Annotated in this window: 18 protein-coding genes; 3 read left to right on the forward strand and 15 right to left on the reverse strand. The window is 75.5% G+C overall.

What is annotated here, in order from left to right; all coding sequences use genetic code 11:
• Positions 1-97 precede the first annotated feature (97 nt).
• The 3 genes from deoD to V2J63_RS09485 all read left to right on the forward strand — a co-directional run bounded on the left by deoD (position 98) and on the right by V2J63_RS09485 (position 4,611).
• Positions 98-811, forward strand: coding sequence for a purine-nucleoside phosphorylase (gene deoD, locus V2J63_RS09475; protein WP_331230792.1), 714 nt, complete (start codon positions 98-100; stop codon positions 809-811).
• 48 nt (positions 812-859) lie between these two features.
• Complete coding sequence (locus V2J63_RS09480) at positions 860-1,270, forward strand: DUF1801 domain-containing protein (RefSeq protein ID WP_331230793.1); 411 nt, start codon at positions 860-862, stop codon at positions 1,268-1,270.
• Positions 1,271-1,389: 119 nt separating this feature from the next.
• Positions 1,390-4,611 carry an AfsR/SARP family transcriptional regulator gene (locus V2J63_RS09485; protein WP_331230794.1) on the forward strand — a complete coding sequence of 1,074 codons (3,222 nt, stop codon included), beginning with the start codon at positions 1,390-1,392 and terminating at the stop codon, positions 4,609-4,611.
• On the opposite strand, the gene V2J63_RS09490 is transcribed toward V2J63_RS09485, so the two are convergent.
• The 15 genes from V2J63_RS09490 to V2J63_RS09560 all read right to left on the reverse strand — a co-directional run bounded on the left by V2J63_RS09490 (position 4,532) and on the right by V2J63_RS09560 (position 22,355).
• Positions 4,532-6,223, reverse strand: coding sequence for an NADase-type glycan-binding domain-containing protein (locus V2J63_RS09490; protein ID WP_331230795.1), 1,692 nt, complete (start codon positions 6,221-6,223; stop codon positions 4,532-4,534). The two genes, V2J63_RS09485 and V2J63_RS09490, sit on opposite strands and share 80 nt — an antisense overlap.
• The gene (locus V2J63_RS09495) at positions 6,207-6,764 is read right to left on the reverse strand and encodes a phage tail protein (protein ID WP_331230796.1); all 558 of its coding nucleotides are present in this window, start codon (positions 6,762-6,764) and stop codon (positions 6,207-6,209) included. The genes V2J63_RS09490 and V2J63_RS09495 overlap by 17 nt, the downstream gene beginning before the upstream one ends.
• On the reverse strand, positions 6,764-8,713 hold the full coding sequence (locus tag V2J63_RS09500) for a putative baseplate assembly protein (RefSeq protein ID WP_491062231.1): 1,950 nt from the start codon (positions 8,711-8,713) through the stop codon (positions 6,764-6,766). The genes V2J63_RS09495 and V2J63_RS09500 overlap by 1 nt, the downstream gene beginning before the upstream one ends.
• A gap of 2 nt (positions 8,714-8,715) precedes the next feature.
• The gene (locus tag V2J63_RS09505; protein ID WP_331230798.1) at positions 8,716-9,123 is read right to left on the reverse strand and encodes a GPW/gp25 family protein; all 408 of its coding nucleotides are present in this window, start codon (positions 9,121-9,123) and stop codon (positions 8,716-8,718) included.
• Between the two features lie 11 nt (positions 9,124-9,134).
• Positions 9,135-10,982 carry a VgrG-related protein gene (locus V2J63_RS09510; protein WP_331230799.1) on the reverse strand — a complete coding sequence of 616 codons (1,848 nt, stop codon included), beginning with the start codon at positions 10,980-10,982 and terminating at the stop codon, positions 9,135-9,137.
• Positions 10,969-11,799, reverse strand: coding sequence for a CIS tube protein (locus V2J63_RS09515; RefSeq protein ID WP_331230800.1), 831 nt, complete (start codon positions 11,797-11,799; stop codon positions 10,969-10,971). Before V2J63_RS09515 ends, V2J63_RS09510 begins: the two co-directional genes overlap by 14 nt.
• Positions 11,800-11,810: 11 nt before the next feature.
• Positions 11,811-12,248, reverse strand: coding sequence for a phage tail protein (locus V2J63_RS09520; protein WP_491062031.1), 438 nt, complete (start codon positions 12,246-12,248; stop codon positions 11,811-11,813).
• 8 nt (positions 12,249-12,256) lie between these two features.
• Positions 12,257-15,877, reverse strand: a complete 3,621-nt coding sequence (locus V2J63_RS09525) for a hypothetical protein (protein WP_331230802.1) — start codon at positions 15,875-15,877, stop codon at positions 12,257-12,259.
• Between the two features lie 3 nt (positions 15,878-15,880).
• Positions 15,881-16,039 (reverse strand): DUF6760 family protein, encoded by a 159-nt coding sequence (locus V2J63_RS09530; protein WP_331230803.1) that lies wholly within the window; start codon positions 16,037-16,039, stop codon positions 15,881-15,883.
• A complete protein-coding gene (locus V2J63_RS09535) occupies positions 16,036-16,494 on the reverse strand; it encodes a hypothetical protein (protein ID WP_331230804.1) in 459 nt (152 codons plus the stop codon). Before V2J63_RS09535 ends, V2J63_RS09530 begins: the two co-directional genes overlap by 4 nt.
• Positions 16,494-16,943: a phage tail protein gene (locus V2J63_RS09540; RefSeq protein WP_331230805.1), complete on the reverse strand. Its 450-nt coding sequence runs from the start codon at positions 16,941-16,943 to the stop codon at positions 16,494-16,496. Before V2J63_RS09540 ends, V2J63_RS09535 begins: the two co-directional genes overlap by 1 nt.
• Before the next feature lie 39 nt (positions 16,944-16,982).
• Complete coding sequence (locus V2J63_RS09545) at positions 16,983-18,545, reverse strand: phage tail sheath family protein (protein WP_331230806.1); 1,563 nt, start codon at positions 18,543-18,545, stop codon at positions 16,983-16,985.
• Positions 18,546-18,696: 151 nt separating this feature from the next.
• A complete protein-coding gene (locus V2J63_RS09550; RefSeq protein ID WP_331230807.1) occupies positions 18,697-19,416 on the reverse strand; it encodes an eCIS core domain-containing protein in 720 nt (239 codons plus the stop codon).
• Between the two features lie 108 nt (positions 19,417-19,524).
• The gene (locus V2J63_RS09555) at positions 19,525-21,603 is read right to left on the reverse strand and encodes an AAA family ATPase (RefSeq protein ID WP_331230808.1); all 2,079 of its coding nucleotides are present in this window, start codon (positions 21,601-21,603) and stop codon (positions 19,525-19,527) included.
• Complete coding sequence (locus tag V2J63_RS09560) at positions 21,600-22,355, reverse strand: Pvc16 family protein (RefSeq protein WP_331230809.1); 756 nt, start codon at positions 22,353-22,355, stop codon at positions 21,600-21,602. The genes V2J63_RS09555 and V2J63_RS09560 overlap by 4 nt, the downstream gene beginning before the upstream one ends.
• Positions 22,356-22,358: the final 3 nt, after the last annotated feature.

Below are 22,358 nucleotides of genomic sequence, written 5' to 3' on the forward strand. Positions count from 1 at the left end.
CGGTGCCGTCCCGGCTCGCGCACCCCCGCGCCGGGCGAGGTCGCGAGCGCCGGCGTGGCAGCATGGGCACCACCGCCCCGCCGACCCCGGAGTACCGATGCCCACGCCGCACATCGCCGCCGCCAAGGGTGACTTCGCCCCCGCCGTCCTCATGCCCGGGGACCCCCGTCGCGCGCAGCGCATCGCCGAGACGCTCATGCCCGACGCGCGCCTCGTCACCGACGTGCGCGGCATGCTCGGGTTCACGGGAACGGTCGGCGGCCGGCCGCTCAGCGTCATGGGGTCGGGGATGGGCCAGCCGTCGGCGACGATCTACGCGACCGAGCTCTTCCGCGAGTACGACGTCCAGCGGATCATCCGCGTCGGCACGGCCGGCGGGATCGCACCGGACGTGCGGGTCGGCGACGTCGTCATCGCGCTCGGCGCGCACACGGACTCGTCCATGAACCAGCTGCGGATCCCCGGGGTCAACTTCTCCGCCGTCGCCTCCTACCCGCTCGCCGCGGCGGCGGCCACGGCCGCCGAGGCGGACGGCGAGGGCGGCGTCCACGTCGGCACGATCATCTCCCGCGACCACTTCTACCTCGCCGTCCCCGGCCAGGTGGAGAAGCTGGGCGCCTACGGGGTACTCGCCGTCGAGATGGAGGCCGCGGCGCTCTACGGCGTCGCCGCCGAGCACGGGCGGGAGGCGCTGACGGTCCTCACCGTCTCCGACCACCTCCTCGACGGCTCGGCCGACATGAGTGCGCAGGAGCGGGAGACGCGGTTCGAGCGGGCGCTGCGCCTCGCCGTCGCCGCCGCCCACTGCTGAGCCCGCCGGCCCCTTCTCCCCCGGCCCCCTTCCTGCCATCCTGGCCGTATGGCCGAGATGCGCACCCGCCGGACCGAGCAGGACGTCGCCGGCTTCCTCGCCTCCGTGGCGGACCCGCGCCGCCGCGCCGACGCGGAGCGCGTCTGCGCGCTCATGAGCGAGGTCACCGGCGACACCCCGGCGATGTGGGGGTCGGGCATCGTCGGCTTCGGTCGGCGGCACCTCGTCTACGCCACCGGTCGTGAGCTCGACTGGTTCGACATCGGTTTCTCCCCGCGCAAGGCGGCGACGACGCTCTACCTCACCGACGGCTTCGACGCCTATGCCGACGTCCTCGCACGGCTCGGGCCGCACACGACCGGCAAGGGCTGCCTCTACGTCAAGCGCCTCGAGGACCTCGACCCCGACGCCCTGCGGGAGCTCCTCGCGGCAGCCGTCGCCGCCGCCCGGGGCGCCTGAGGGCGGACGACGACGGCGGGCCGCCCCGCGCAGCGGGCGCCCGTGACGGTCCTCGCACAAGGGTGCGACCTGCACCTACACTCACCTGAAGGCGCCACGTCAGCGGCGAGGGGGAACCCATGGACGGACAGGCCGCCGTCTACTCAGGGCATACGCGGCTTCCCCGCGCCATCGTCGCCGTGCCGAACGTCCGGGGCCTCGCGCGCCCCCAGCTCCTGGCCGCGCTCGACCCCGTCCGCACGAGCCGTATCGGGCTCGTCATCGCCCCCGCCGGCACGGGCAAGACGACGCTCATGGCGCAGTGGGCGGGCAGCCTCGACTTCCCGGCCGCGTGGTGCCGGCTCGAGGCCGCGGCCGCCGTGCAGGGGCGCCTCGTGGAGTGGCTGTGGCAGGCGCTGAGCCCCTGGCTGACGGACCACGGGGCCCGGCCCCCCTCCACGGCCGACGAGCTCGCCCTCCTCCTCGAGCGGCGCACCGAGCCGCTGCTGCTCGTCGTCGACGACCTCCATACCGTCGCCGGGACGACGAGCGAGACGGAGCTCGAGCAGTTCCTCGTCCTGGCTCCCGCGGCCCTGCGCGTGCTCATCGGGTCGCGCCGGATGCCGACGTTCAACCTCGCGCGCTCGGAGATCGAGCCTCCCGTCGTCCTCACGGGCGACGACCTCCGCTTCCGCACGTGGGAGGTCGAGCGGCTCTTCCGCAACGTCCACCGCGCGCCGTTGGCACCCGAGGACGTCGCCGCCCTCACGCGCTACACGCAGGGCTGGGCGGCCGCGCTCCAGCTCTTCCACCTCTCGACCCTGGGCGGTCAGGCAGCAGACCGTCGCCGTGCCGTCCACGCGCTCGCCGGGCGCTCCAGGTACGCGCAGGACTACCTCTCCGCCCAGGTCCTCGCCGGCCTGCCGATCGAGATGCAGGACTTCCTGCGCCGCACGTGCGTCTTCGACGTCCTCACCGCGCGGCGGTGCGACACGCTCCTCGGCACCGACGACTCGCAGCGCACCCTCCTCGAGCTCGAGCACCGCCAGGCGCTGACGACGAGCGAGGACGGCGGCCAGACCTTCACCTACCACGAGGTGCTCCGCCGCCACCTCGAGACCGCGCTGCGCGAGGAGCTCGGCCCCGCCCCGACGCGGGAGTGGTACCAGCGCGCGGCGCAGGTCCTCGAGGAGGAGGACGCCGTCGTCGAGGCGGTGCGTGCGCGGTGCCGGGCCGAGGACTGGGGGGCGGTCCAGCGACTTCTCGGGACGCACGCCGAACGGGTGCTCGGGGCCGGCGTGGGCACCGACGACAACTCCTGGACCCAGATGCTCCCGACGTGGCTGACGGAGACCGACCCGTGGTGCTGCCTCGCCGAGGCGCGCCGCCTCCTCGCGGACGGCCAGCTCTCCGCCGCGGAGGACGCCTCCCGCCGCGCCGAGGCCCAGTTCACCGAACCGCTCGGGCGGGCGCTGTGCCAGGACGTGCGGCGCTCCGTGGCCACGTGGCGCGGCGCGCCACCCCCACCCCGGCCCCGCTGGGGGGACGTCCTGCGTGCGGCGACGCGCAGCGACCCCCTGGGCGCCGCTCGGCGGGCGCGCGAGCTCGACGACGACCGGGCGGTGCTCGCCGAGGGCATCGCGCTCGTCCTCGCGGGTGACCGCCGCGGTGGTCGCCGGGTGCTGCGGCCCGTTGCCGAGGACGTGGGCTCCCCGCGCATCGCCCTCGTCGCTCAGCTCGTCCTCGCGACCGTCAGCAGCCTCGGTGAGCGGCCCCCGCACCGCACGGCGACGTTCGACCGGGTCCAGGTCGAGGCGGAGCGCCGGGGCATGCCGTGGCTCGCGCGCCTGGCCAACGGCCTGGCCGTCAGCCTGGGCGGGCACCGCGCGCGGGCCGAGACCGCGGCGATCCTCGCGGACTGCGAGAGCCGGGGCGACCGGTGGGCGGCGGTCCTCATCGAGGCGTCCGCGACGCTGGCGACCCTGCGCTCGGGGCGGTCCGCCACGGACGCGCTCGAGTCGCTCGCGGACCGGTTGCGTGAGCTCGACGCCGGGGTCCTCGAGGTCTGGATCCGCGCTATCCACGCGCTGGAGGCAGCCACCCTCGACCTGCCCGAGGCCGCAGCCACCGCCCGCGCGGCCGAGGCCGCCGCGCGGACGGCGGGGGTTCCCGGCGCCTCCGCCTTCGCCTACGCGGCGCTCGCCGCCACGCGCCCCGCGGACCGTGACGAGCTGCTCTCCCTCGCCCGCTCGACGGCGATCTCGGCCGGGCTCGACTGCCGCCCCTGGTCCTGGCTCCCGCGCGTGACCTCACCCGCACCCGGAGCGAGCGGTCCAGGCACCGGACCGGAGGGCCCGACGGCGGACCGCACCGCCAGCCCCAGTCGACCCCGCAGCCGTGACGGGGCGTGGGGCGCCACTGCTGTGGCGAGCGACCCGGACGTGGGTGCGGGCGCGGTGACCGGCGCCCCGGAGCGCCCCGTCGGCCCCGCGACGCCACCCGACGCTCCGCCAGGACGTGACCGGGCCCCGGCGGCCGAGGTCCCGGCCGCGGTGGCCGCGCCGGTGGAGCTCACGTGCTTCGGCGCGTTCCGGCTGGTCGTCGATGGTGACGAGATCGATCTCGGCGTGGTCCGCCCTCGGGCCCGGGCGACCCTGAAGTTCCTCTCGGTGCACGCCGGGCGGCCGGTCCACCGCGAGATCCTCGCCGACGCCCTGTGGGGTGACCTCGACCCCGACGCCGCGATGCACAACCTCCAGGTGAGCGTCTCGAGCCTGCGGGGCGCCCTCGAGCCCGGCGTGCCCGGGCGCAAGAGCCGCCTCATCGTCCGCGACGGAGAGGCCTACACCCTCGCGCTGCGGCCCGGTTCGCGCTGCGACGTCGCCACCTTCGAGACGGCCCTCGCGGCGGCGGCGGACGCGCGCCGGACCGGTGGCACCGAGGCGGCCGTCACTGCTCTCGGCACGGCCCTCGCCGCGTACGGCGGGGACCTGTTCCCCGAGGAGGGGCCGGCGGACTGGGTGGTGAGCTTCCGCGAGCGGTACCGGAGCCGGGCTGCGGAGGCGGCGGCCGCCCTGGCGGAGATCGAGCTCGAGCGGGGACGCACCGTCGCCGCCGTCGCGGCCGCCCAGCGCAGCACCGAGATCGACGAGTACCGCGACGACGCGTGGCGCATCCTCATCGAGGCGCTCCGCCGCGCCGGCGAGCCGGCCGGCGCGCAGCGCGCGATGCGCTCCTACGCCCGCGTCCTCTCGGCCCTCGGCGTCTCCGACGCCGCCGCCGTCACCCCCGCCCGCGGAACTCCACCTCCGCCACCGCGACCGGAGTCTCGGGCGTCGCCCCGTACGTCGAGAGGATCGTGAGCCGGACGCCGGTCACGTCGTCGATGCCGTCGAACGTGAACGTCTGCGGACCGCTCGTGTCCTCGAGCGTGACCTCGTGCAGGACGGGCTCGCCGCCGGCGGCGGTGTGCATCTCGAGGCGGACCTCCCGAGGGCGGCCCTCGGTGAGCCGCTGCTCCTCGTCGGCGGAGTTCCCGCCCGTGATGAGGACGTGGACGAGCCGGAACGGCTCCTCGAAGGTGAACTGGATCCACTCCCCCTCGGCAGCCTCGCCGAGCGGCACGGGCGCCCAGGAGCGGTCGCTCAGGCCGTCCCGCGCCTGGACCGCCGTGCGCCCCTCGGCCTGGCTCGAGTGCAGGACGTCGTGCACCGGCGTCACCTGGGAGTCCCCCCGGACGCGGTCGAGCACGGAGTCGTAGGCGCCGACGATCTGGTCACGGTAGGTCCATCCCGCGAAGCCGAGGAGCCCGAGGATGACGAGGGTGACGACGAGCCCCGTCGGGAAGCGCCGGTTCTTGCGTGCCCGCGGCCGCGCGCCGGCTACGGGGCCCGGCTTGGGGTCGGGCCGCAGCACGCGCCGCCACCACGCCCGCTGGGGCTGGACGGGCGCGTCGGCGAGGCTCGCCCCGCACCGGCGGCAGAACCTGCGCTGCGGGGTGTTGCCCGCGCCGCAGCTGCCGCAGATGAGGTCGCCGGGCGCCGGTGGTGCTTCGTCCTCGGCGGCCGGCACGACGCGCCGGCGGGGTGCCGGTGCGCCCGGGCGCACGGGGGCCGGCTTGCGCGGCTGGACGCCCGCCGGGGTGCCGGCCGGGACCGCGGGCCTCGCGGGCTTGGCCGGTGCCGGCCTCGTGGGCGCGGGACGTGCCGGGGCGGGCTTGGTGGCAGCCGCGGCCGGCGCGTCCTCGACGCGCGTCGAGGACGAGCGGACCTGGTCCGCGCCGTGCCGGACGTCGTTCCCTGCCCGGCGCGCCTGGTCGGCGGCGGACGTGTCGACCCCCGCGCGCCCCGCGACGTCCCGCAGGAGACGTGCCGCGCCCCCGCGCCCCCGCCCGGCGGTGCTGCCCACCTGACCGAGGCCGCCCGTGGCGCGGCTGACGCCCGTGCGCCCGCCCGTCGCGCGGTCGAGCGCCCGGGCGGCGCCGAGCCCCGCCCCGGCGGCGGCCGCGACCCCCAGCGCCCCACGGCCGCCGCCGTTCCCCCCGCCCGCTGTGCCGTCCACCGGCTCCTCGGGGCCCGCGTCCTTCGCAGCCCGGTCCGGGCGGTCCTCGCGGTCCTCGTGGTTCCCACCGTCCTCGACCGACCCGGCGGCCGGCACCGCGCCGGCGCCGCGCACGGCGTCACCGACGTCGTCGCTCGGCGGGGCGAGCGAGCCGCTCCCGGGGGCACCGTCATCGGCGGCACCGTCGCCGACGTCGTCGGTCGGCGGGGCGAGCACCGTGTCGCCCTCCGGGGGGGCCGGGTAGGACGACGCGCCGTCGTCGGCGACGTCTGCCGCGAGGGGGCCGGCGCCAGGGTCGGCGTCAGCGACCGCCACGGGCACCTGCTCGTCCGCCCACTCCAGGTAGGAACCGCACCCTCCGCAGAACTGCTCGTCGTCCTCGTTGCGGGTGCCGCAGTCAGTGCAGATCTGCATCGTTGTCCTCCACGACGTCGATGGTGTGCGGGACGTGGGCCGGCTTGACCCCCGCGACGACGGCCTCGAGCCGCCGCCGGTCGACCGTCGAGGGGTCCGGCACGGCGACCCGGACGTGGAGCCAGGGGTCCGGGGCGCCAGGGACGGCGCCGCCGCTCACCGGCGACCACGCGGAGCCGCCGTTGTCGGTGACCTCGACGCGCCCTCCGACGGCGAGGCGGACGGCGTCGACCACGCCCTGCACCGTGCCGCGGCGCCGGTGGAGGTCCGCGGCGCCGGCGACGATGTGCCGCCGCCGCTCCACGGACCAGGACTCGTCCACCTCGATCCCCACCCACTCCGCGAGCCAGTCGAGGAAGTCGGGCGGGGCGAGCGCCGGGTCGACGTACCCGGCGAGGCCGTCGAGGCTGAGGAAGACGGGGGCGAGGGCGTCGTCGAAGGCGCGGACGAACCGCTGGAGGAAGTCGTCCTCCTGGTAGACCGCCGGCATGCGCTGGGCGACCGGCACGGGGCTGACGAGCCCGGGCACGACGCCGCGCATCACCGGCCTCCGGAGACGCGCACCTGGTGGCGGAAGGAGAAGACGAGGCCGTTCGGGTCGAGGTCGATGCGCTGGGCCGGGTCGCCCCGCCGTCCGGTGATGGGGTCCGCCCCGAAGATCTTGACGTCCTCGACGATCTCCGTCCCCGCCAGTGCCTGGAGGACGGCGTACACCTCGCCGGCCTGGACGGGGCGGCCGAACGGCCAGCCGTCGCCGTCGGGCCCACCGGTGAGCGGGTCGAAGTACCGGTTGAGCGCCCGCACCGCCTCCTGCTCGAGGAGCTGCGCGTCGCTGCGCGGGCGCGAGGTCAGCCTCGCGACCACCGTGACCCCCTGGTAGAACGGCGGCTCGACGAGGACCCGGGCCCCGACCGGCCGCCGCTCGTCGAGGTAGTTCGTCATCGTCGCGAGCGCGGTCTCGGACGGGACGAGGTCCTCGAAGCGCAGCTGGGCGTCCAGGTCGGGCACGGCCGAGGGGACGACGAGGAGGCGCACGCCACCGGCGTCGTCGGGCGCGGTCGCCGGGACGCACCGCACCCGCGCTATGCCCGGGGCGGCGCGGCGTGCGAGCTGCTCGTAGTCCTCGGCGGTGATCGCGCGGTCGCGGGTGCGCAGGGCGAGGGGGCCGCGCGCCTTGGCCTCGGTCACCGTCTCCCCGGCGACCCCGCCGAGGGCTGGGCGGCGGTTCTCGACACGGTCGACGAGCGGGATCGTGCTCCGCATGACCGTGACGGCCCGGGCCGCGACGTTGCCCTGCACCCCACCGCCGGTGAGATAGACCGGCACCCGTAGGGGCGCCCCCTTCGGTGGGACGGCTCCGTAGTGCCGGAGCGTCCCGTCCGGCTCGCGCACGGCCGGCGGGAAGTGCACCTCGCCGGTGGAGCGGTCGACGCGGACGACGCGGTCCTGCGGCCCGGACCCCGAGAAGGAGTCGACCTCGGTCCACTCCTCCCACCCGGCGCCGGCCGCCACCTCGACGACGAAGGGCGGGCCCCCGGCGACGACGGGAGCGCGCTCGAGCGCGAAGACCTGCCCTGGCACCCCCTCGGACAGCCCGATGACCTCGTCGAGCACCGTCTCGGCGTGCGCGGCGGGCACGGTCCCGCCCATGGTGAACGCGCTGGCGGCGCTCACGGTCGGCGAGGCGCTGTAGCGGGGGTAGCCCTCGGCCGGGTCGATGATGCGGCAGCGGATCCAGCCGGCCCGGAGGTTCCCGATGACCGACGCGGTGTGGCCCGGCGGCACGTGGAGGACGACGTCCCCGGCCCGGTTGAGGCCCCCCGTCCCGTCGGTGTCGACCTCGCACGCCCGCCACTCCTTGCCGGTCCACGCCTCCCACACGATCGGGGGGTACCGGGGGTCGACCCCGACGCCCTGGACGTCGGAGTCGAAGCGCAGGACGACGACGCACGACGGCGCCGGGTCGTCGAGGCCGAGGAGGAGCACGTCGCCCGGCCGGGGCGGGGAGCCGAAGCACGCGAACCGGTCCGCGGCGCGCAGCGGCTCCGCCCGGTTGACGGGCTCGGCGTCAACCTCCTGCGTCATGACGTGCGTGAGCACCCTGGGCGGCACCGTGAGCGCGTGGGACGTGAGGAAGACGATGGCGTCCTCCTGCTCCGTGCGCAGGGTGGCCGCCGCCGACCGCGCGGGGACGGTCACGGGCTCGGGCTGGGGTGCGGAGAGCCAGAACGTCAGGTCGGCCGTGGCGGCCGTCGGCGGGTGCAGGCGCACCCCGAGCAGCTCGAGGAACGTGACGTAGAGGCGGTCCGGCACCCGGTTGAGGCGGTAGGACAGCTCGTCGACCATGAAGGCGAACGTCTCGATGAGGGTGACGCCGGGGTCGGAGACGTTGTGGTCGCTCCACTCGGGGCAGTTGTTCTGCACCCGGCGCTTCGCGTCGTCGACGAGGTCCTGGAACCGCCGGTCGTCGAGGTTCGGGGCGGGAAGCATGCTCATACACCTGCCTCGTGCTGGGGGATGACGTAGAACGGGAAGACGAGGTTCCGCGGGTCGTTCGTGCCGCGGACGCTGTAGTGGATGTCGATGTAGAGCACGCCGTCGTCGACCGCGTCGAAGCGGACGGAGACGCCCTCGAGATCGATGCGTGGTTCCCACCGCTCGAGCGAGACCCGCACGGCGTAGGCGATGTCGCCCGCCGTCGAGGCGTCCGCCGGGGCGAAGACGTAGTCGTGCACGGCGCACCCGAACTCCGGGCGCATCGGGCGCTCGCCCGGGGAGGTCGCGAGGATGAGGCGGATGCTCTCCTCGATCTCCCGCTCGTCGGTGACGAGCGCGATGCGACCCGTCTGGTCCGTGCACAGCGGGAACGCCCATCCCGCACCGATGAACTCCTGGCCCATGGCACCGCTCCTCAGTTGATCTTCACGAGGGAGCCGCGGACCGTCGTGACCCCACTGGCGGAGAGCTCCGCGGCGGCCTGGCCGGCGATCTTGACGCTGGTCGCCTTGGCCTCGACGCTCGCCGTCCCCTCGACGGAGACCTGGGCCCCCTTGAGGAGGAGCTTCGCCGTCGCCTCGACGGAGACCTGGTTGCCCTTGATGTCGACGTTGCCGGACTGCGTCGTCACGGAGATGTTCTGCTGCGACGTGACGGTGGCGTCCTGCTTCGCCGTCACCGACACGGGGCCCTCCGAGATGATCTCGATGCCCTTGCCCGCGCTCTGGAGGAGCGTGATGCGCTGCGCGCCGTCGTTCGTGCTCACGGTCAGCTTCTCGTCCGAGGGCGTCTCGACCATCTCGATGATCATTCCCTTGCGCGAGGTGATCGCCCGGCGGGTGACGGTGCCGTCGTTCTCGCCGATGTGGTCGGCCCACGCCTTGCCCGGCTGGTCCTTGCCGTTGTAGAGCCCACCGAGCACGTACGGCTCGTTGACGTCGCCCTGCCCGAACGCGACGAGGACCTCGTCGTTGACCTCCGGCAGGATCGTGGCCCCCCGTCGGTTGCCCGCGCCCGCCTGGACCGTCCGGGCCCACCAGCTCTCGTAGTCGCCCGAGAGGACGGGGAACTTCACCTTGACGCGGCCGAGCTTCTCCGGGTCCTTGAGGTTCGTCACGATCGCCGTGACGACGCCGCGGGCGCCCTCTGCCACCGGGCGTCCGCCCCCCGTCACGGCGCCGTAGAGCGAGCGCTCCGAGGCGTCGCTCACGATGAAGGACGTGAGGTATCCGAGCTCGGGGTCGAAGTCGTGGCGCACCGAGCTGAGGACGTACTTGCCGTCGAAGCGTGTCCCGGCGCCCTTGAGGACGACGGCGGTCCCCGCACGCAGCGCGGCGTTGCCCCGCGCGGTTCCGTCGAGCTCGGCGAAGCCTCCGGCGCGGCGGTCGGCGAGCGACGTCGCCCGGGCAGCGACCGCGTCCTGCACGCCGAGTGCCGAGCGGGACTCGACGTGGGCGGCGGTCCTGGCCTTGGTGGCGAACGCCGCGGCCGAGGCACCGCCGTCGACCCGCGCACCCTCGGCCGCGGGCTTCACCCGGGAGACGAGCTCGTTCTTCGCGGTGACGTCCCAGCCCCGGACCTCGACGTCGGGCACCTGGGCCGTCGCCGTGAGCGTGGCACGCAGCGAGACGAGGTTGACGCCCACCTCGAGGACCTGCTGGCTCTGGCGGGCACTCGTGCCGGACGGCGCCTCCGCGGCCTGGACGGGCTTGGTGAACCGCAGGGTGCGTGCGCCCACGGTGACGACGGCGCCCACGGAGTCGGCGAGCCGCCGGAGGAACTCCCAGTCGTTGAGCCCGTCCTGGGTGAGGTGCTTGTACGTGGGGCCGATGCTCTCCGCCTCCACCTGCAGCCCGGCCTCGCCCCCGATGGTGCGCGCGATCCCAGCGGCGTTCTGGTCGACGAACGCGCGCGTCCGGGCGCCCCCGAGGAGGGAGTGGGAGTGGTCGAAGCCGCGCACGAGCGTGTGGGCGCCGTCGGGGCTGAACTCCCGCTCGATCGCCGTCACCTGCCCGGCCATGAGCTCGACCGGTCCCCCGGGTCCGCTCGACTGCGCCGCGATCGTGACGTCTGCGCCGACCTTGACCCGGGCCTTGTCGAGGACGAGGTCGTGCGGGTCGCTGAAGCGCAGGACGAAGAGGGCAGCGACGTTGCGGCTCTCGTCGACGTAGGCGGTCACGAGCAGGTCCGCGACGTCGTCCGCCAGCGGCGACCCGTCGATCTTCACGACGACCGAGTGGCTGTACTCCTCACCGAACGGCATGGCTCACCTCCTCGGGCAGTGCCCCGACGGCGCGCAGGGGCGCGTCCGGCGCGGGCCGCCGGTCGAGCTCGACGAGGGACGGCAGGAGGACGGTCCGGCCCGGCCGGAGCCGGAACGGGTCGTCGATGCCGTTCGCCTCGGCGACCGCACGCCACATGGCCGGGTCCCCGTACTCCCGGTAGGCGATGCCGGCGAGCGTGTCCCCCTCGACGAGCCGGTGGATCCGCCGGGGCACGATGCTGCCCGACGTCGGGTTCTGCCGCGGCGCCTCGCCCGCGAGCTCCTGCAGCGTGACGGTGCACAGGGCCCGGATGGGCAGGCCGCTCGAGGTGAAGAGCGTGTACTTCGCCTGGACGCTGCCGATGTAGGCGAGGAACCCGGTGAGCCCGCCCCACCGGAAGAGCACCCACGGCGGGGAGTCCTTCTTCTGCGCGTGCGAGGCGCTCGTGGGCACGCAGCAGCTGAACAGGCGGTCGACGCGCTTGACGACGCTGTTGTCCTGGGTGTCCGAGGCGTCGAAGAACATCTCGAGGGCGAGCGACGAGGGCTGCGGGCCGTTGTACTGCGGCGGTCCGCTCTTCGTGTTCCCGGTACCGGTCTCGCGCGCCCAGCTCGCGGACTTGGCGAGCGTGAGCTCGCGCGGGTTGAACTGGAACTCGATGCGGTCCAGCGCAGGCCCGGGCTTGGCGAGCGAGCCGTCGGCCGAGGGCTCGTAGAGCTGGAGGTAGGCGTGCTCGAGCTTGGGCCGCGCGCTCGCGGTCAGCGGCGAGGCCTGGGCGGACCCAGCGGCGTCGAAGGCGACGGGTGACGGTGACATGGCGGGCCTCCTCAGGCCGTCGCGCCGGGAGAGATGAAGCCGTGGTGGGCGATCTCGACGGACTCCGTCGCGACCTTCGGGCTGTCCGGGGACAGGGAGGGACCGGTCCAGCGGACGGGGACGACGTCGAGGAGCCCCCACTGGGCGATGACGGTCCCGTTCGCGCTCATCGCCTGGATCGTCCCGGTGCGGCGCTTGTAGCCGCTCGCCATGCTGGCGATCCACGTCGCGAGCTTCTCGGTGTCGCGCCCGAGCGGGCGACTCAGCTTGATGTTGGGGTACTTGAGGCGGGTCGGCAGCTGCCACACCTGGGTGTTGTTCCCGCCCTCCTCCCGCGTCTCCATGACCACCTCGGCGCCGAGGCCCTCGCAGCTGCTGAACGCGCCGAGGTCGACGCCGTCGAGCTTGACGACGTACCTCACGCTCATCGCGGTGTCGACCTCTTGCAGCACCTCGGTCACCTCCAGTCGGTTCGGCGGCCGCGGCGTTCGCGGTCGAGCAGGATCTCGGCGCGCAGGCGGCGCGTGAGCGAGGGCAGGAGCCGGCGGGCGAGGTCGTCCAGCTCCTGCGACGTGAACGTCCGTGCGGATCGGTCGCCGGCGCCGGCATCGGCGCTGGGCTGGTCGGACGGAGCCACCGCTGTCTCGACCTCCTCGACGCGGACGCCGGACGACGACGCGTCGACGGGCTCGTCCACCGGCTCGTCGACGACCGCGGGCGTCTCCGGCGGCCGGACGAGGTGGAGGGGTGTCATCGCCTCGCCCTCCACCTGCGGCGCGGCGGTGCGCCGGGAACGGGAGGTCAGACCGGACCGAGCGCGGGACCCGGTCGGCGTCTGCGCGGCGGTCCAGCGCGAGCGCGCGACGGTGGGCTGGACGTGCGTCGTGGTGGGGCTGCTCCCGACCGCGCGCTGGAGGGCGACGGGACGGTCGGCGAGCGTTGCGAGCGCGTCCTCGGCGCGGGTGGGGGTGACGGCGCTGCTCGCGCTCGTGCGGTCGCCCGCGGTCGGCGACGGCCCGGTGCTCCGGCCGTCGTCGGACCAGGTCCCGTCGCTCGCCCGCTGCACCGCGGCGCTCCCCGGCGCGACGGCGAGCGCGAGGAGCGGCGCCGTGACTGCGGCGGCCAAGCCGGGAGCGGCCCCGGCCCCGGCGGAGTCCTCGCCGGGCGCCGAGCCGAGCGCGCGCACGGCGAGCGTCGGCACGACGTCGGTCGCCGTCGCGGCGCGCGCGCCGGCGGTCGACGTCGGTCCGCCCGGCGGCCCGGCGGTCGGCGGCGGGGTCGCGCGGTCACCGGCCCACCGCGCGACGACCGGGGCCGCCGGTGCTCCGACGGGCGCCCCGCCCGCGGGTGACGCGGCAGCCGTGGCCGACGACGCGGGCGAGGCGGCCCTCGCCGCAGGGGCGAACCCCGGGGCGTCCCCGAGGGTGCCCGGAGGCGACCCTGCGCCGGGACGGCGCCAGGGCAGCGTCGGGACGCGAGGGCCGGACCCGCCCGTGGCCGGGCCGGACGTCCGGCGCACGGCTGCGACGGACCGGCTGACCGCCGGTCCGCTCGCGCCCTCCACACTCCCCGGCGATCCGAGCACCGCGGCGGAACCGTCCGGCGCGACCGCTGCAACCGGCGTCGCACCGGCGGTGCCGACCGGGCTGGGCGCCGCGACGCCGGTGCTTCGAACCCGTCCGGCCGGCTTCTCCGCGGAGGAGGCCGCACCGGAGGGCGGCGGGGTGGACCCGCCGAGGTCGGCGCGGTGGCCGGACGGGACGGCTCCGGTGGTGCCGGTGCCCGACGGGGACGCCACGACGGCGCGGGGCACGCGCGGCGCCGGGTGGTGCCCCGCGGCGGACCGCGCCACCGTCGCCCCGGCCGTCTGCACGCTCGCCGGGGTGCTCCTCGTGCCGGGGCCGGCCCCCGTGCCGACGTCGACGCGGACACCGGCAGCCGACGCGCCGAGCGTCGGCACGCTTGCGTGGCCGGCCGGCGGCACGGGGGCGCCGGTGCTGCCCGGCGGCGTGCCGACGATGCTGCCGCGGCCACCGGGCTCGGCGGCGTCCGCGGCCCCGGGCCCGGTCGGGCTCGGGTCTGCTCCGGCGCGGGGGTCGGGCACGGGCCGGGTGGGCGGCGCGAGACGCTGATCGGGTCGGTCGAGGTACCCGGGAGTCGGCGCCCCCGTGCCACCCGCGTCCGCGAGGCGCGAGACCGGGAGGGGCGCGACGGCGGTGGCGTGCTCACCAGCGGCGTGCTCACGAGCGGCGTGCTCACCAGCGGCGTGCTCAGCAGCGGCGTCCGGGCGCGGACCTCCCTCGCCGGTCGTCGCGGCTGCGCCGCCGCCCTCCCCCTCCGGCGGGCTCGTCACGGGCGGGGGCGTCGCCGGGCCTGCGGACGCGCGCTGGAGGGCAGGGCCGGGTCCGGCGGGGCCTGACGGCTCGGCCGCGCTGCGCTCAGGCGTGAGGGGCAGCGCGACGGCGACCGGCGCGACCGGCGCCGCGGCCGCCGGGGACGCCTGCGCGCCCACGCTGCGCGCGACGACGACCCGCTCACCGGAGGCGCCGTCGGGCACCTGGGCCTCACCCGAGGGCGCGGCGGCCGCGTCAGCACCGCGCGGGTCGTGGGCCCCGTCGAGCTCAGGCGCCGCCGGAGCGGCGGCACGCGCGACCGTCACCGGCGCGGCAGGCACGTCGGCCGGGATCGCTGGCGCGACGACGGCAGCGTCCGGGGTGCCGGCGCTCTCGTCCCGGCCGGCCACGCGCTCCGGCACGAGCGGCATCGCGGTGCTCCGCTGGAGCGGCCGAGGGCCGGGGACGGAGGGCGCCGCGTCGTCGGCGGGCGGCGGTGGCGGGACGACCGGCCGCTCGGGCGGGGCGGCGGCGAGGGCGTCGGGCGCCGAGTCACCAGGTCCCACCCGCCCGTCGGGCGCGCGCGGTCCGCGCTGAGCAGAGTCCCCGTCGCGCTCCGCCGTCCGCTGCACGCCCGCGGGACCCACGCCGTGTCCCGCGGAGGACGCTGAGGCCCCGTTCGTGGCCTCGCGTCCCGCAGGAGGGGCGTCGGGAGGCGCACCGTCCGCCGCCGGCGCGCGCTGCACCCCGGGCGCCGGGGCCGGATACGGTTCGGGCGGTGCCGCGACGGGCACCTCCGGCGCCGGCGGGCTGGCGGGTGCGGTCCGCTGCTCGCGAGGCCCCGCGGGCTCGGGCGTGGCCATGGGGTCGGGCGACGACGCGGTCCGCTGCACCGCGGTCCGCTGCACCGGCACGTGGTTGAGTGGCGCACCGAGCCCGAGGCGGCGCGCCCCGCCCGGCCGCGCGGCCGCGGGCGCCGCCGGGCCGGCGCCGGCGGTCGGGGCCGTGCCCGACGGTGCCGCACCGGCCGCGGGTGCCTCGGCCGCCGGCAGCGGGACGTAGGTGGCGTCGCCGTCGGACCACGACGCCACCTCCACGGAGCGCTGCACGTCGGGCCCGGTGACCGGCCCGGGTCCTGGCGCCGCGGGGAGCGCTGTCGCGGGCACCCCCGCCTCTCCCCGGAGCCCCGGCACGTCACCGCGCGGGGCAGTCACCGGCGCGGCGGCGGCAGCCACCGGCTGGGCGAGGCCGGCCGCTGGGTAGGCGGGGGCGGCCGCGGACGTCACGCGCAACGGCAGCTCCCCGGGCACGCCGGGCACGACGACGGGCCGCGCGACGGGCAGGCCCGCCACGTCCCCCGCGCTCGTCATCGGCGAGAGCGTCCGCTGGACCGGGCGCCCCGCACCGGCGGCTGGGCGCGCCCGGGGCCGGTCCGGGGGAAGGAGCGGCATCGCGGGCACGTCCCGGGCCGCAGCAGTCCCCCTCCCGTCGCCGTCGACGACGCCTGCCGGTGTCGCCGGGGAGACGAGGTGGGTCATCGTCCCGGTGAACGAGGGGTTGTGCCACGACGCCCACGGCGCTCGCGCGGCGTCGCGCACGAGCATGCTCGGGCCCGCCGTGGTCCGCTGGAGCGGCGGGAGGAACGCCCAGCCGGCGGGCGACGGGGGTGGCGGGGGCGCAGGCGGGCGAGCCACCGGCCCCTCGGGGGCCGGTGGCTCGGGCTCGCGCTGCCACGGCCAACGCATGGATCAGTGCTCCTCGGACAATCGCGTGTTGATGCGGGCGATCTCCTGGACGTAGCGCAACCGCTGGCCGTGCTCGAGATCGAGGATGTCGTCCAGCGGCCAGTGGAAGTGGTAGGCGACGTACGCGACCTCCTCGTAGATGCGGTCTGCCGCGTACGTCACGATTCCCCCAGGCGGCCGCCGGAGAGGTCGAGGGTGAACCGGTGCGAGCACTCCGGGCACGTCACCGCCGCCCGGGTGTGCCCCTCGGCGTTGATCCTGCGGTAGAGGTCCTGCAGGAAGGCGACGTCGGAGGCGAACATGTTCTCCACGACGTTCGCCGTCACCGCCGGCAGCGTGCCCAGCGACGTGATGACGCGCCCGAGGAGGACGACCGTCGTGAAGGCGGCGTTCTCCTGCACGCGTGCGTCGTAGAGCGGGAGGAGCTCGTCCCGCGCCGTCGCGAGCCGCATCGTCCCGCTGCGGTGCAGGACGCCGTCGGCGTCGAGGTACCCGCGCGGCAGCTCGAAGTCGAACTCGGTGCGGAGCGCCTCGGCGCGCACCGGCGCCGCCGGTGCGCCCGCCTCGACCTCGGCGGGCGCATCGGACAGCGCCGCTCCCCCCATCGCCCGTCGCATCAGACGAACTCCATCTCGTCCCAGCAGACGGTGAAGCTCTCCGAGAGCGGCTCCGTGGAACCCGCCTTGAGCGTGCCGCCCATCTCCACGTCCTTGATCCACACGTTGCGGAAGTTCATCCGCTTGAGCGCGACGTTGTCGGACGTGTAGATGACCACCTCGGCGGTCTTGCGGGCGCCCTTGAGGTCACCCTGCATGACCATCTTGAGCCAGTCGGTGATGGTGGTGGAGTCGGTGAGGCCGCGCTTGACCTTGAACTCCCCCGGCTTCTGCCGGCCCATCATCTGGCGGGCGATGTACTTCCCGTCCGTCGTCTGCTGCTGGTACGTCACCTTGTCGACCTCGGACTTGAGGCCGCTGACCTCCATGACGTGCGGCACCTGAACTCCGTCGATGGACACGCTGAACGCGTAGGCGGTAGCCAGGTCCATGGGATCGGCGAGTGGCATGTGCGGTTCACCCTCTCTCTACGTTGATGTGCTTGGGAGCTACTCGTTGACGAGGCTCGTGCCGCCGGAGAACTGCGCGAGCTGGAAGATGACGAACTCGGCCGGCTTGACCGGGGCCACGCCGATGAGGCAGCTGACCTGCCCGGCGTCGATGGCCTCCGCGGGGTTGGTCTCCCGGTCGCACTTGACGTAGAAGGCCTCGTCCGGGGTGAGCCCGAAGAGGGCACCCTTGCGCCACTCGTTGACGAGGAAGGCCGAGATCGTGCGCCGGATCCTCGCCCACAGGGCGTCGTCGTTGGGCTCGAAGACCACCCACTGCGTCCCGATGAGGATCGACTCCTCGAGGTAGTTGAACAGCCGGCGCACGTTGAGGTAGCGCCACGCCGGGTCGCTCGAGAGGGTCCGCGCGCCCCAGACGCGGATGCCGCGACCGGGGAAGCTGCGCACGCAGTTGATGCCCACCGGGTTGAGCAGGTCGTGCTCGGCCTTCGTGATGTTCGTCTGCAGCGAGATCGCGCCGCGCACCACCTCGTTGGCCGGGGCCTTGTGCACCCCGCGGGTGTCGTCGTTGCGTGCCCACACGCCGGCCATGTGCCCGGAGGGCGGGACGAACCGGTTCGTGCCCGAGGCGGGGTCGAAGACCTTGACGTACGGCCAGTACAGCGCGGCGAACTTCGAGTCGTACCCGGCGCCGTCGGTCCGCCACTCCTTGACCTGCTGCGCGGAGAGCCCGGGGGGCGGGTCGAGGATGGCCATGCGATCACCCATGAGCTCGCAGTGGGCGATCATCGCGAGCTGGACGGCCTGGACCGTCTCGAGGTCGATGGCGCCCTGCTCGTACGCCGCGATGAGGTCCGGGACGGCGACCATCGTCACGTCGTCGACGGCCTCGAGACCGCTGAAGCCGGTGCGGTCGGCGGCGTCGCCGACGTAGTCCTGCGCGCCGAGGCGCTCGGTCGTGGGCGCCTCGGGCTCGGGCTCGGGCGCGAGGAGGCCGACCCTGGCCTTGTCGGGCTTCATGAGGGCGCTGCCGGAGGCGACCTCCTCGATCGTGATGAGCTTCGACTCGGCGCTGACCTTCGTCGCGACGTTGTCGTCGCCCTTCTTGGTCGTCACCCGGTCGAATGTCTCGGCCGGCTTGCCGTCGACGTGGACGACGATCTTGAACAGGTCGTCCGTCGGCTTCTCACCGCCGGGCTCGGCGACCTCGACGACGATCGGCTTGGCGCTCGCGGACCTGGCGACGACGCGGTAGCCGCCGAGCCGCGCCTCGGGCGGGCCGGAGATGGCCCTGCGCCCGTTCCCGCTTCGCGACGTCGTCGCCTGGCCGTTCCCGCCGTCCGCGCCGATGCGGACGATGTAGCAGTTGCCACCTCCGTTGAGGAAGTAGCCGTACACGGAGTGCGCGAGGTAGGAGCCGGGGACGAAGTCACCGAACGTCTCGGAGAACTGGGTCCAGTTCGACACGAGGGTGGGCTCGTTGACGGGCCCCCGCTCGGCCAGCCCCACGAAGGCGGCGACCGCGGTGCCTACGCCCTCGATCGGTCGAGACCCTGCCTCGACCTCCTCGACGTACACACCCGGTGAAAGATAGGTCGGCATGGTGTTCCCTCCTGGGCCATAAGCGTGTGAGGGAAAGGTTTCCGGTCCCGGGCTGGTGCGTCGAAGGCCCGCGGGCCGACAACGGGGGAAGCGCGTGCTGCACGAACGGGCACCGCCCGCCGCGGCGGGACGAGCGCTGCGAGGCGTCCGCTCAGGCCGACTCCTCCAGCTCTTCCTCGCCGGCCTCTTCGCGCTGGACGAAGGCGCCCTGGAGCTCCTCCTCGTCCTCGGCCTCACGCTGGACGGCGCCGGCCTCGCCGGCGCTTGCTGCCGCGGCGGTCTGCACGGCCGGCGCCGGGGCGGACACGACCCGCTCGGCCGTGGCCGCCGCCTCCCGCTCGAAACGGTCGGAGGGGTCGCTCACCCGCACCCCGTCGCCGGTGGGCGTCCCGTCGACGGGGCCGCTGCGCTGCTGGACGACGTGCGTGAGCTCGTGGGCGAGCATCGTGCGCCCGGAGTCCGAGACCGTGTCGTAGTTCCCGCGCTGGAAGACGATGTCCGAGCCCACCGTGTAGGCGTGCGCGTCGACCGCGCGCGCCGAGGCGTGCGCCGCCTCGTCCGTGTGGACGCGCACGTCGGAGAAGTCGTGCCCGAGGCGCGCCTCCATGTCGCCGCGTACCGCCGGGTCGAGCGACTGCCCGCCCGAGCCGATGACGTCGAGGACCGGGGAGCGCTCCTCCTCGGCCAGCTCGCTCACCGCGGCGTTCCCGGCGGCGCGCTGCAGCCGGAGCATGCCCTGGGCACCGAGGACGTCCGTGCGGCCCCGGGCCGCCGCCTGCCACAGGACGGGGTCCGCGGCGTCGGCGTGGCGCGCCGGCGCTGACCGCTGGGTCTCGCTCGTCTCGAGGTGGTCGTGGCCGTGACTGTGCATGTCGCCCCCAAGGTCGGTACCGGCCAGAGTCGCACCGCGCGGTCCGTCCCGCCTAGGCGGGACGGACCGTCCCCGGGGGTAGTCCCGGTGCCCGATCGGGCGCCGGGCTCAGGGGCGGCGTGCCTGCAGGAGGGGCCAGTAGCTCCCGAACTCGCTCTCGAGGGTGAGCCGGCCGAGCTTGCGGTACTCGCGCTGGACGGCCGTGACGAGGTGGCGCATCGTCACCGGCCCGGCGTCGGCGGCCGCGAGGTAGGCGGCCGTCACCGCCGCCGAGCGGATCGCCCCGCCGGCGAGCTCGAACGCCGACGCGCAGAAGGCGAGGTCGAGGTCGTCCGCCCGCGGCAGCGCAGCTCCGAGGCACCGGTCCCACAGCGCCTGCCGGTGCTCGACGTCGGGCAGCGGGAAGTCGACGACGACGTCGAGCCGGCGGGTGAACGCCTCGTCGATGTTCGCGCGCAGGTTCGTCGCGAGGATCGCGAGGCCGTCGAAGGTCTCCATCCGCTGGAGGAGGTAGGCGCTCTCGATGTTGGCGTACCTGTCGTGGGCGTCCTTGACCTCGGAGCGGCGCCCGAACACGGCGTCCGCCTCGTCGAAGAGGAGGACGGCGTTGACCCCGGAGGCCGCCGTGAAGATCCGCTCGAGGTTCTTCTCGGTCTCCCCGATGTACTTGTCGACGACGGTGGCGAGGTCGACGACGTACATCTCGAGTCCGAGGTCGTGGGCCACGACCTCGGCGGACATCGTCTTGCCGGTCCCGGAGTCCCCGGCGAAGAGGGCCGCGACGCCGTGCCCGCGGCCGCCGCCCGGCCGCATACCCCAGTCGCCGAGGACGCGCTCGCGGTGCCGGGCGCGCAGCGCCACCTCCTGCAGGGCGGTGAGCACGGGCGCGGGGAGGACGAGGTCGTCCCACCCGACGGCGGGGTCGACCCGGCGGGCGAGCTGCTCGAGCGCCGTGCCGTTCTCCGACCGGGCGCCGGCGCGCACGTGGCTCACCGAGACGACGCCGTCCGCGCCGAGCGTCGCCTGGGTGCGGGCGGTCGTGGCCGCCCGCGCGACCTGCTCGGGACGCAGGCGGAACTGCGACGTCGCCGCGGCCTCGTCCAGGCCGTGGGCCTCGCCCGCGAGCGCCTGCGCCCACAGCGCGGCCCGCTCGGCGACGGTGCTGGCAGGCACCTCGACGGCGAGGGGCGGGTCCGCCGACCACGCCGGGTCCCACGTGCAGCCACCGACGACGAGGAGCGGCAGGTCCGGGGCGACGAGGGGCTCGAGGAGGGTGGGGTGGTCCTTGAGGACCTCGGCGGGGCCCGCGACGAGGCCGGCCCCGACGAGCCGTGCCTCCCGCACGACGAGCCGCCCGAGCCCCGCTGCACCCGGCTCGGACGCGAGCCGCCCGAGGTCACACACGAGGCTCGCGCGGCCGGTGCCGCGCAGCGCGCGCGTGGCGAGGACCCGGCCCGACCCGGTCGCGGGCTCGCGCAGGTAGGCGAGCCGCACGCCCGTGGTGAGGGCCCGCGCGAGCGGCTCGGGGTCCCCCCACTCGACGGCGGGGACGTCGCTGAGGACGGCCGCCACCGCGGCGTCGGGCGTGTCGTCGCCGAGGAGGTGCCCGATGACCCGGTCCGGCACGCGCAGTGCGCGCCCGGGGAGGGGACGGTCGTCGTCCTCGACGTGCACGAGTCCGCCCCGGACGAGCGGGCCGTGGAGGACGCGCCCGCGCCCGTCGGCCGAGGCGAGGGGCACCCCGCACAGGGCGAGCGCGACGGCCACGGAGGGGCGGCGCCGCGTGACGTCGTCGTTGAGGTAGCCGAAGAGCCGTTCGAACCGGGCGTCGAGATCGCAGGCGAGCGCGACGAGGAGCAGCTCGACGTCGAGGGCGTCGAGGCCGAAGGCCCGCGCCGTCTCGCGCAGCCGGAGGCGCTCACCGGCGGCCTCGCGCACGTCGGCCTCGGTCTCGACGCGGGCGAGCGCCTCCTCGACGGCCGACGGCGGCGCCCCTGCGCCCGGCACCGTTCCCTCACCGTGGGCGGCGAGCAGCCGGTCGACCGTCTCCTCGCTGAGGTAGAGCCCCCGGAAGGGGTCGTCCGGCGCGGGGTCGACCGCGCGACGCTCGACGACGAGCGCGCGCACCCGTTCCTCGACGACGCGCACCCGCCCGACGAGGTGGGCGATGCTTGCGGCGCCGCTCACCGCGGCTTCCGCGCGCGGGGCTTGCGGGCCGCGCCCGTTCCCTTGCCCGTGCCTGCGGCGGCAGCACCGGCGGGCGCGGGCGCGTCGTCGTCGGACGGGCGCGGACCGTCGTCACCGGACGCGCCGGGCCCGGGCTCGGGCCCCCGGCGGCGGTCCTGGCGCCGCTCGGAGAGCGTGCCCTCGAGGTCGGTGAGGTCGATGATCGCGCCCTCCTGGACGGGTGGGCCCGCGGGGAGCAGGATGCCCGTCTCGATGGGCGTGTTGACGACGATGTCGAGGGACGGCTTGAGCTGGCCGCCGAGCGCCGACCAGACGTCGGCGAAGCCGCGGTCCTCCGGCGGGGGCAGCCCGACGGTGATGGGGATCCTCCCGCCCGAGCTCGCGATCCCTCCGCCGAGCGTGTCGGCGGGCAGGACCTCGTGCCGCAGGAAGCAGCGCAGCAGCGTGTCGAGGAGCCGGTGCTCGTCCTCGGGGCGCTGCGTCCACGCCGTGACGAGGTAGGAGAGCTTGTAGTGCCGTGGCGGGGTGATGCGGCCGATGACCATCCCGTCCGGGCCCCGCTGCTCCTCGAACCCCCGCGCCCGCCAGCGCAGGTCCTCGCGCAGGTCGTAGAGGTACATGTTGACGGTGGGCGAGTTCCGGCGCGCCGCCCAGTCGGTCGTCGGCGCGTCGAAGACGACCTCGACGTCGGAGTCCTTGAGCGCCTCCGTGCGGACGAGCTCGCGCAGGGCGTCATCGATCTCCGGGATCACGTC

Source organism: Georgenia wangjunii, from assembly GCF_036421975.1.
Taxonomy (GTDB): Bacteria; Actinomycetota; Actinomycetes; order Actinomycetales; family Actinomycetaceae; genus Georgenia_A; species Georgenia_A wangjunii.

What these genes read in the sequence shown, in the direction of transcription:
- V2J63_RS09505 (WP_331230798.1), bottom strand. Translation starts at nt 9,123, where the DNA reads ATGGGCCAGGAGTTCATCGGTGCGGGATGGGCGTTCCCGCTGTGCACG.
- V2J63_RS09515 (WP_331230800.1), bottom strand. Translation starts at nt 11,799, where the DNA reads ATGTCACCGTCACCCGTCGCCTTCGACGCCGCTGGGTCCGCCCAGGCC.
- V2J63_RS09540 (WP_331230805.1), bottom strand. Translation starts at nt 16,943, where the DNA reads ATGCCACTCGCCGATCCCATGGACCTGGCTACCGCCTACGCGTTCAGC.
- V2J63_RS09545 (WP_331230806.1), bottom strand. Translation starts at nt 18,545, where the DNA reads ATGCCGACCTATCTTTCACCGGGTGTGTACGTCGAGGAGGTCGAGGCA.
- V2J63_RS09495 (WP_331230796.1), bottom strand. Translation starts at nt 6,764, where the DNA reads ATGCGCGGCGTCGTGCCCGGGCTCGTCAGCCCCGTGCCGGTCGCCCAG.
- V2J63_RS09480 (WP_331230793.1), top strand. Translation starts at nt 860, where the DNA reads ATGGCCGAGATGCGCACCCGCCGGACCGAGCAGGACGTCGCCGGCTTC.
- V2J63_RS09485 (WP_331230794.1), top strand. Translation starts at nt 1,390, where the DNA reads ATGGACGGACAGGCCGCCGTCTACTCAGGGCATACGCGGCTTCCCCGC.
- V2J63_RS09535 (WP_331230804.1), bottom strand. Translation starts at nt 16,494, where the DNA reads ATGCGACGGGCGATGGGGGGAGCGGCGCTGTCCGATGCGCCCGCCGAG.
- V2J63_RS09500 (WP_491062231.1), bottom strand. Translation starts at nt 8,713, where the DNA reads ATGCTTCCCGCCCCGAACCTCGACGACCGGCGGTTCCAGGACCTCGTC.
- V2J63_RS09490 (WP_331230795.1), bottom strand. Translation starts at nt 6,223, where the DNA reads ATGCAGATCTGCACTGACTGCGGCACCCGCAACGAGGACGACGAGCAG.
- V2J63_RS09525 (WP_331230802.1), bottom strand. Translation starts at nt 15,877, where the DNA reads ATGCGTTGGCCGTGGCAGCGCGAGCCCGAGCCACCGGCCCCCGAGGGG.
- V2J63_RS09510 (WP_331230799.1), bottom strand. Translation starts at nt 10,982, where the DNA reads ATGCCGTTCGGTGAGGAGTACAGCCACTCGGTCGTCGTGAAGATCGAC.
- V2J63_RS09550 (WP_331230807.1), bottom strand. Translation starts at nt 19,416, where the DNA reads ATGCACAGTCACGGCCACGACCACCTCGAGACGAGCGAGACCCAGCGG.
- deoD (WP_331230792.1), top strand. Translation starts at nt 98, where the DNA reads ATGCCCACGCCGCACATCGCCGCCGCCAAGGGTGACTTCGCCCCCGCC.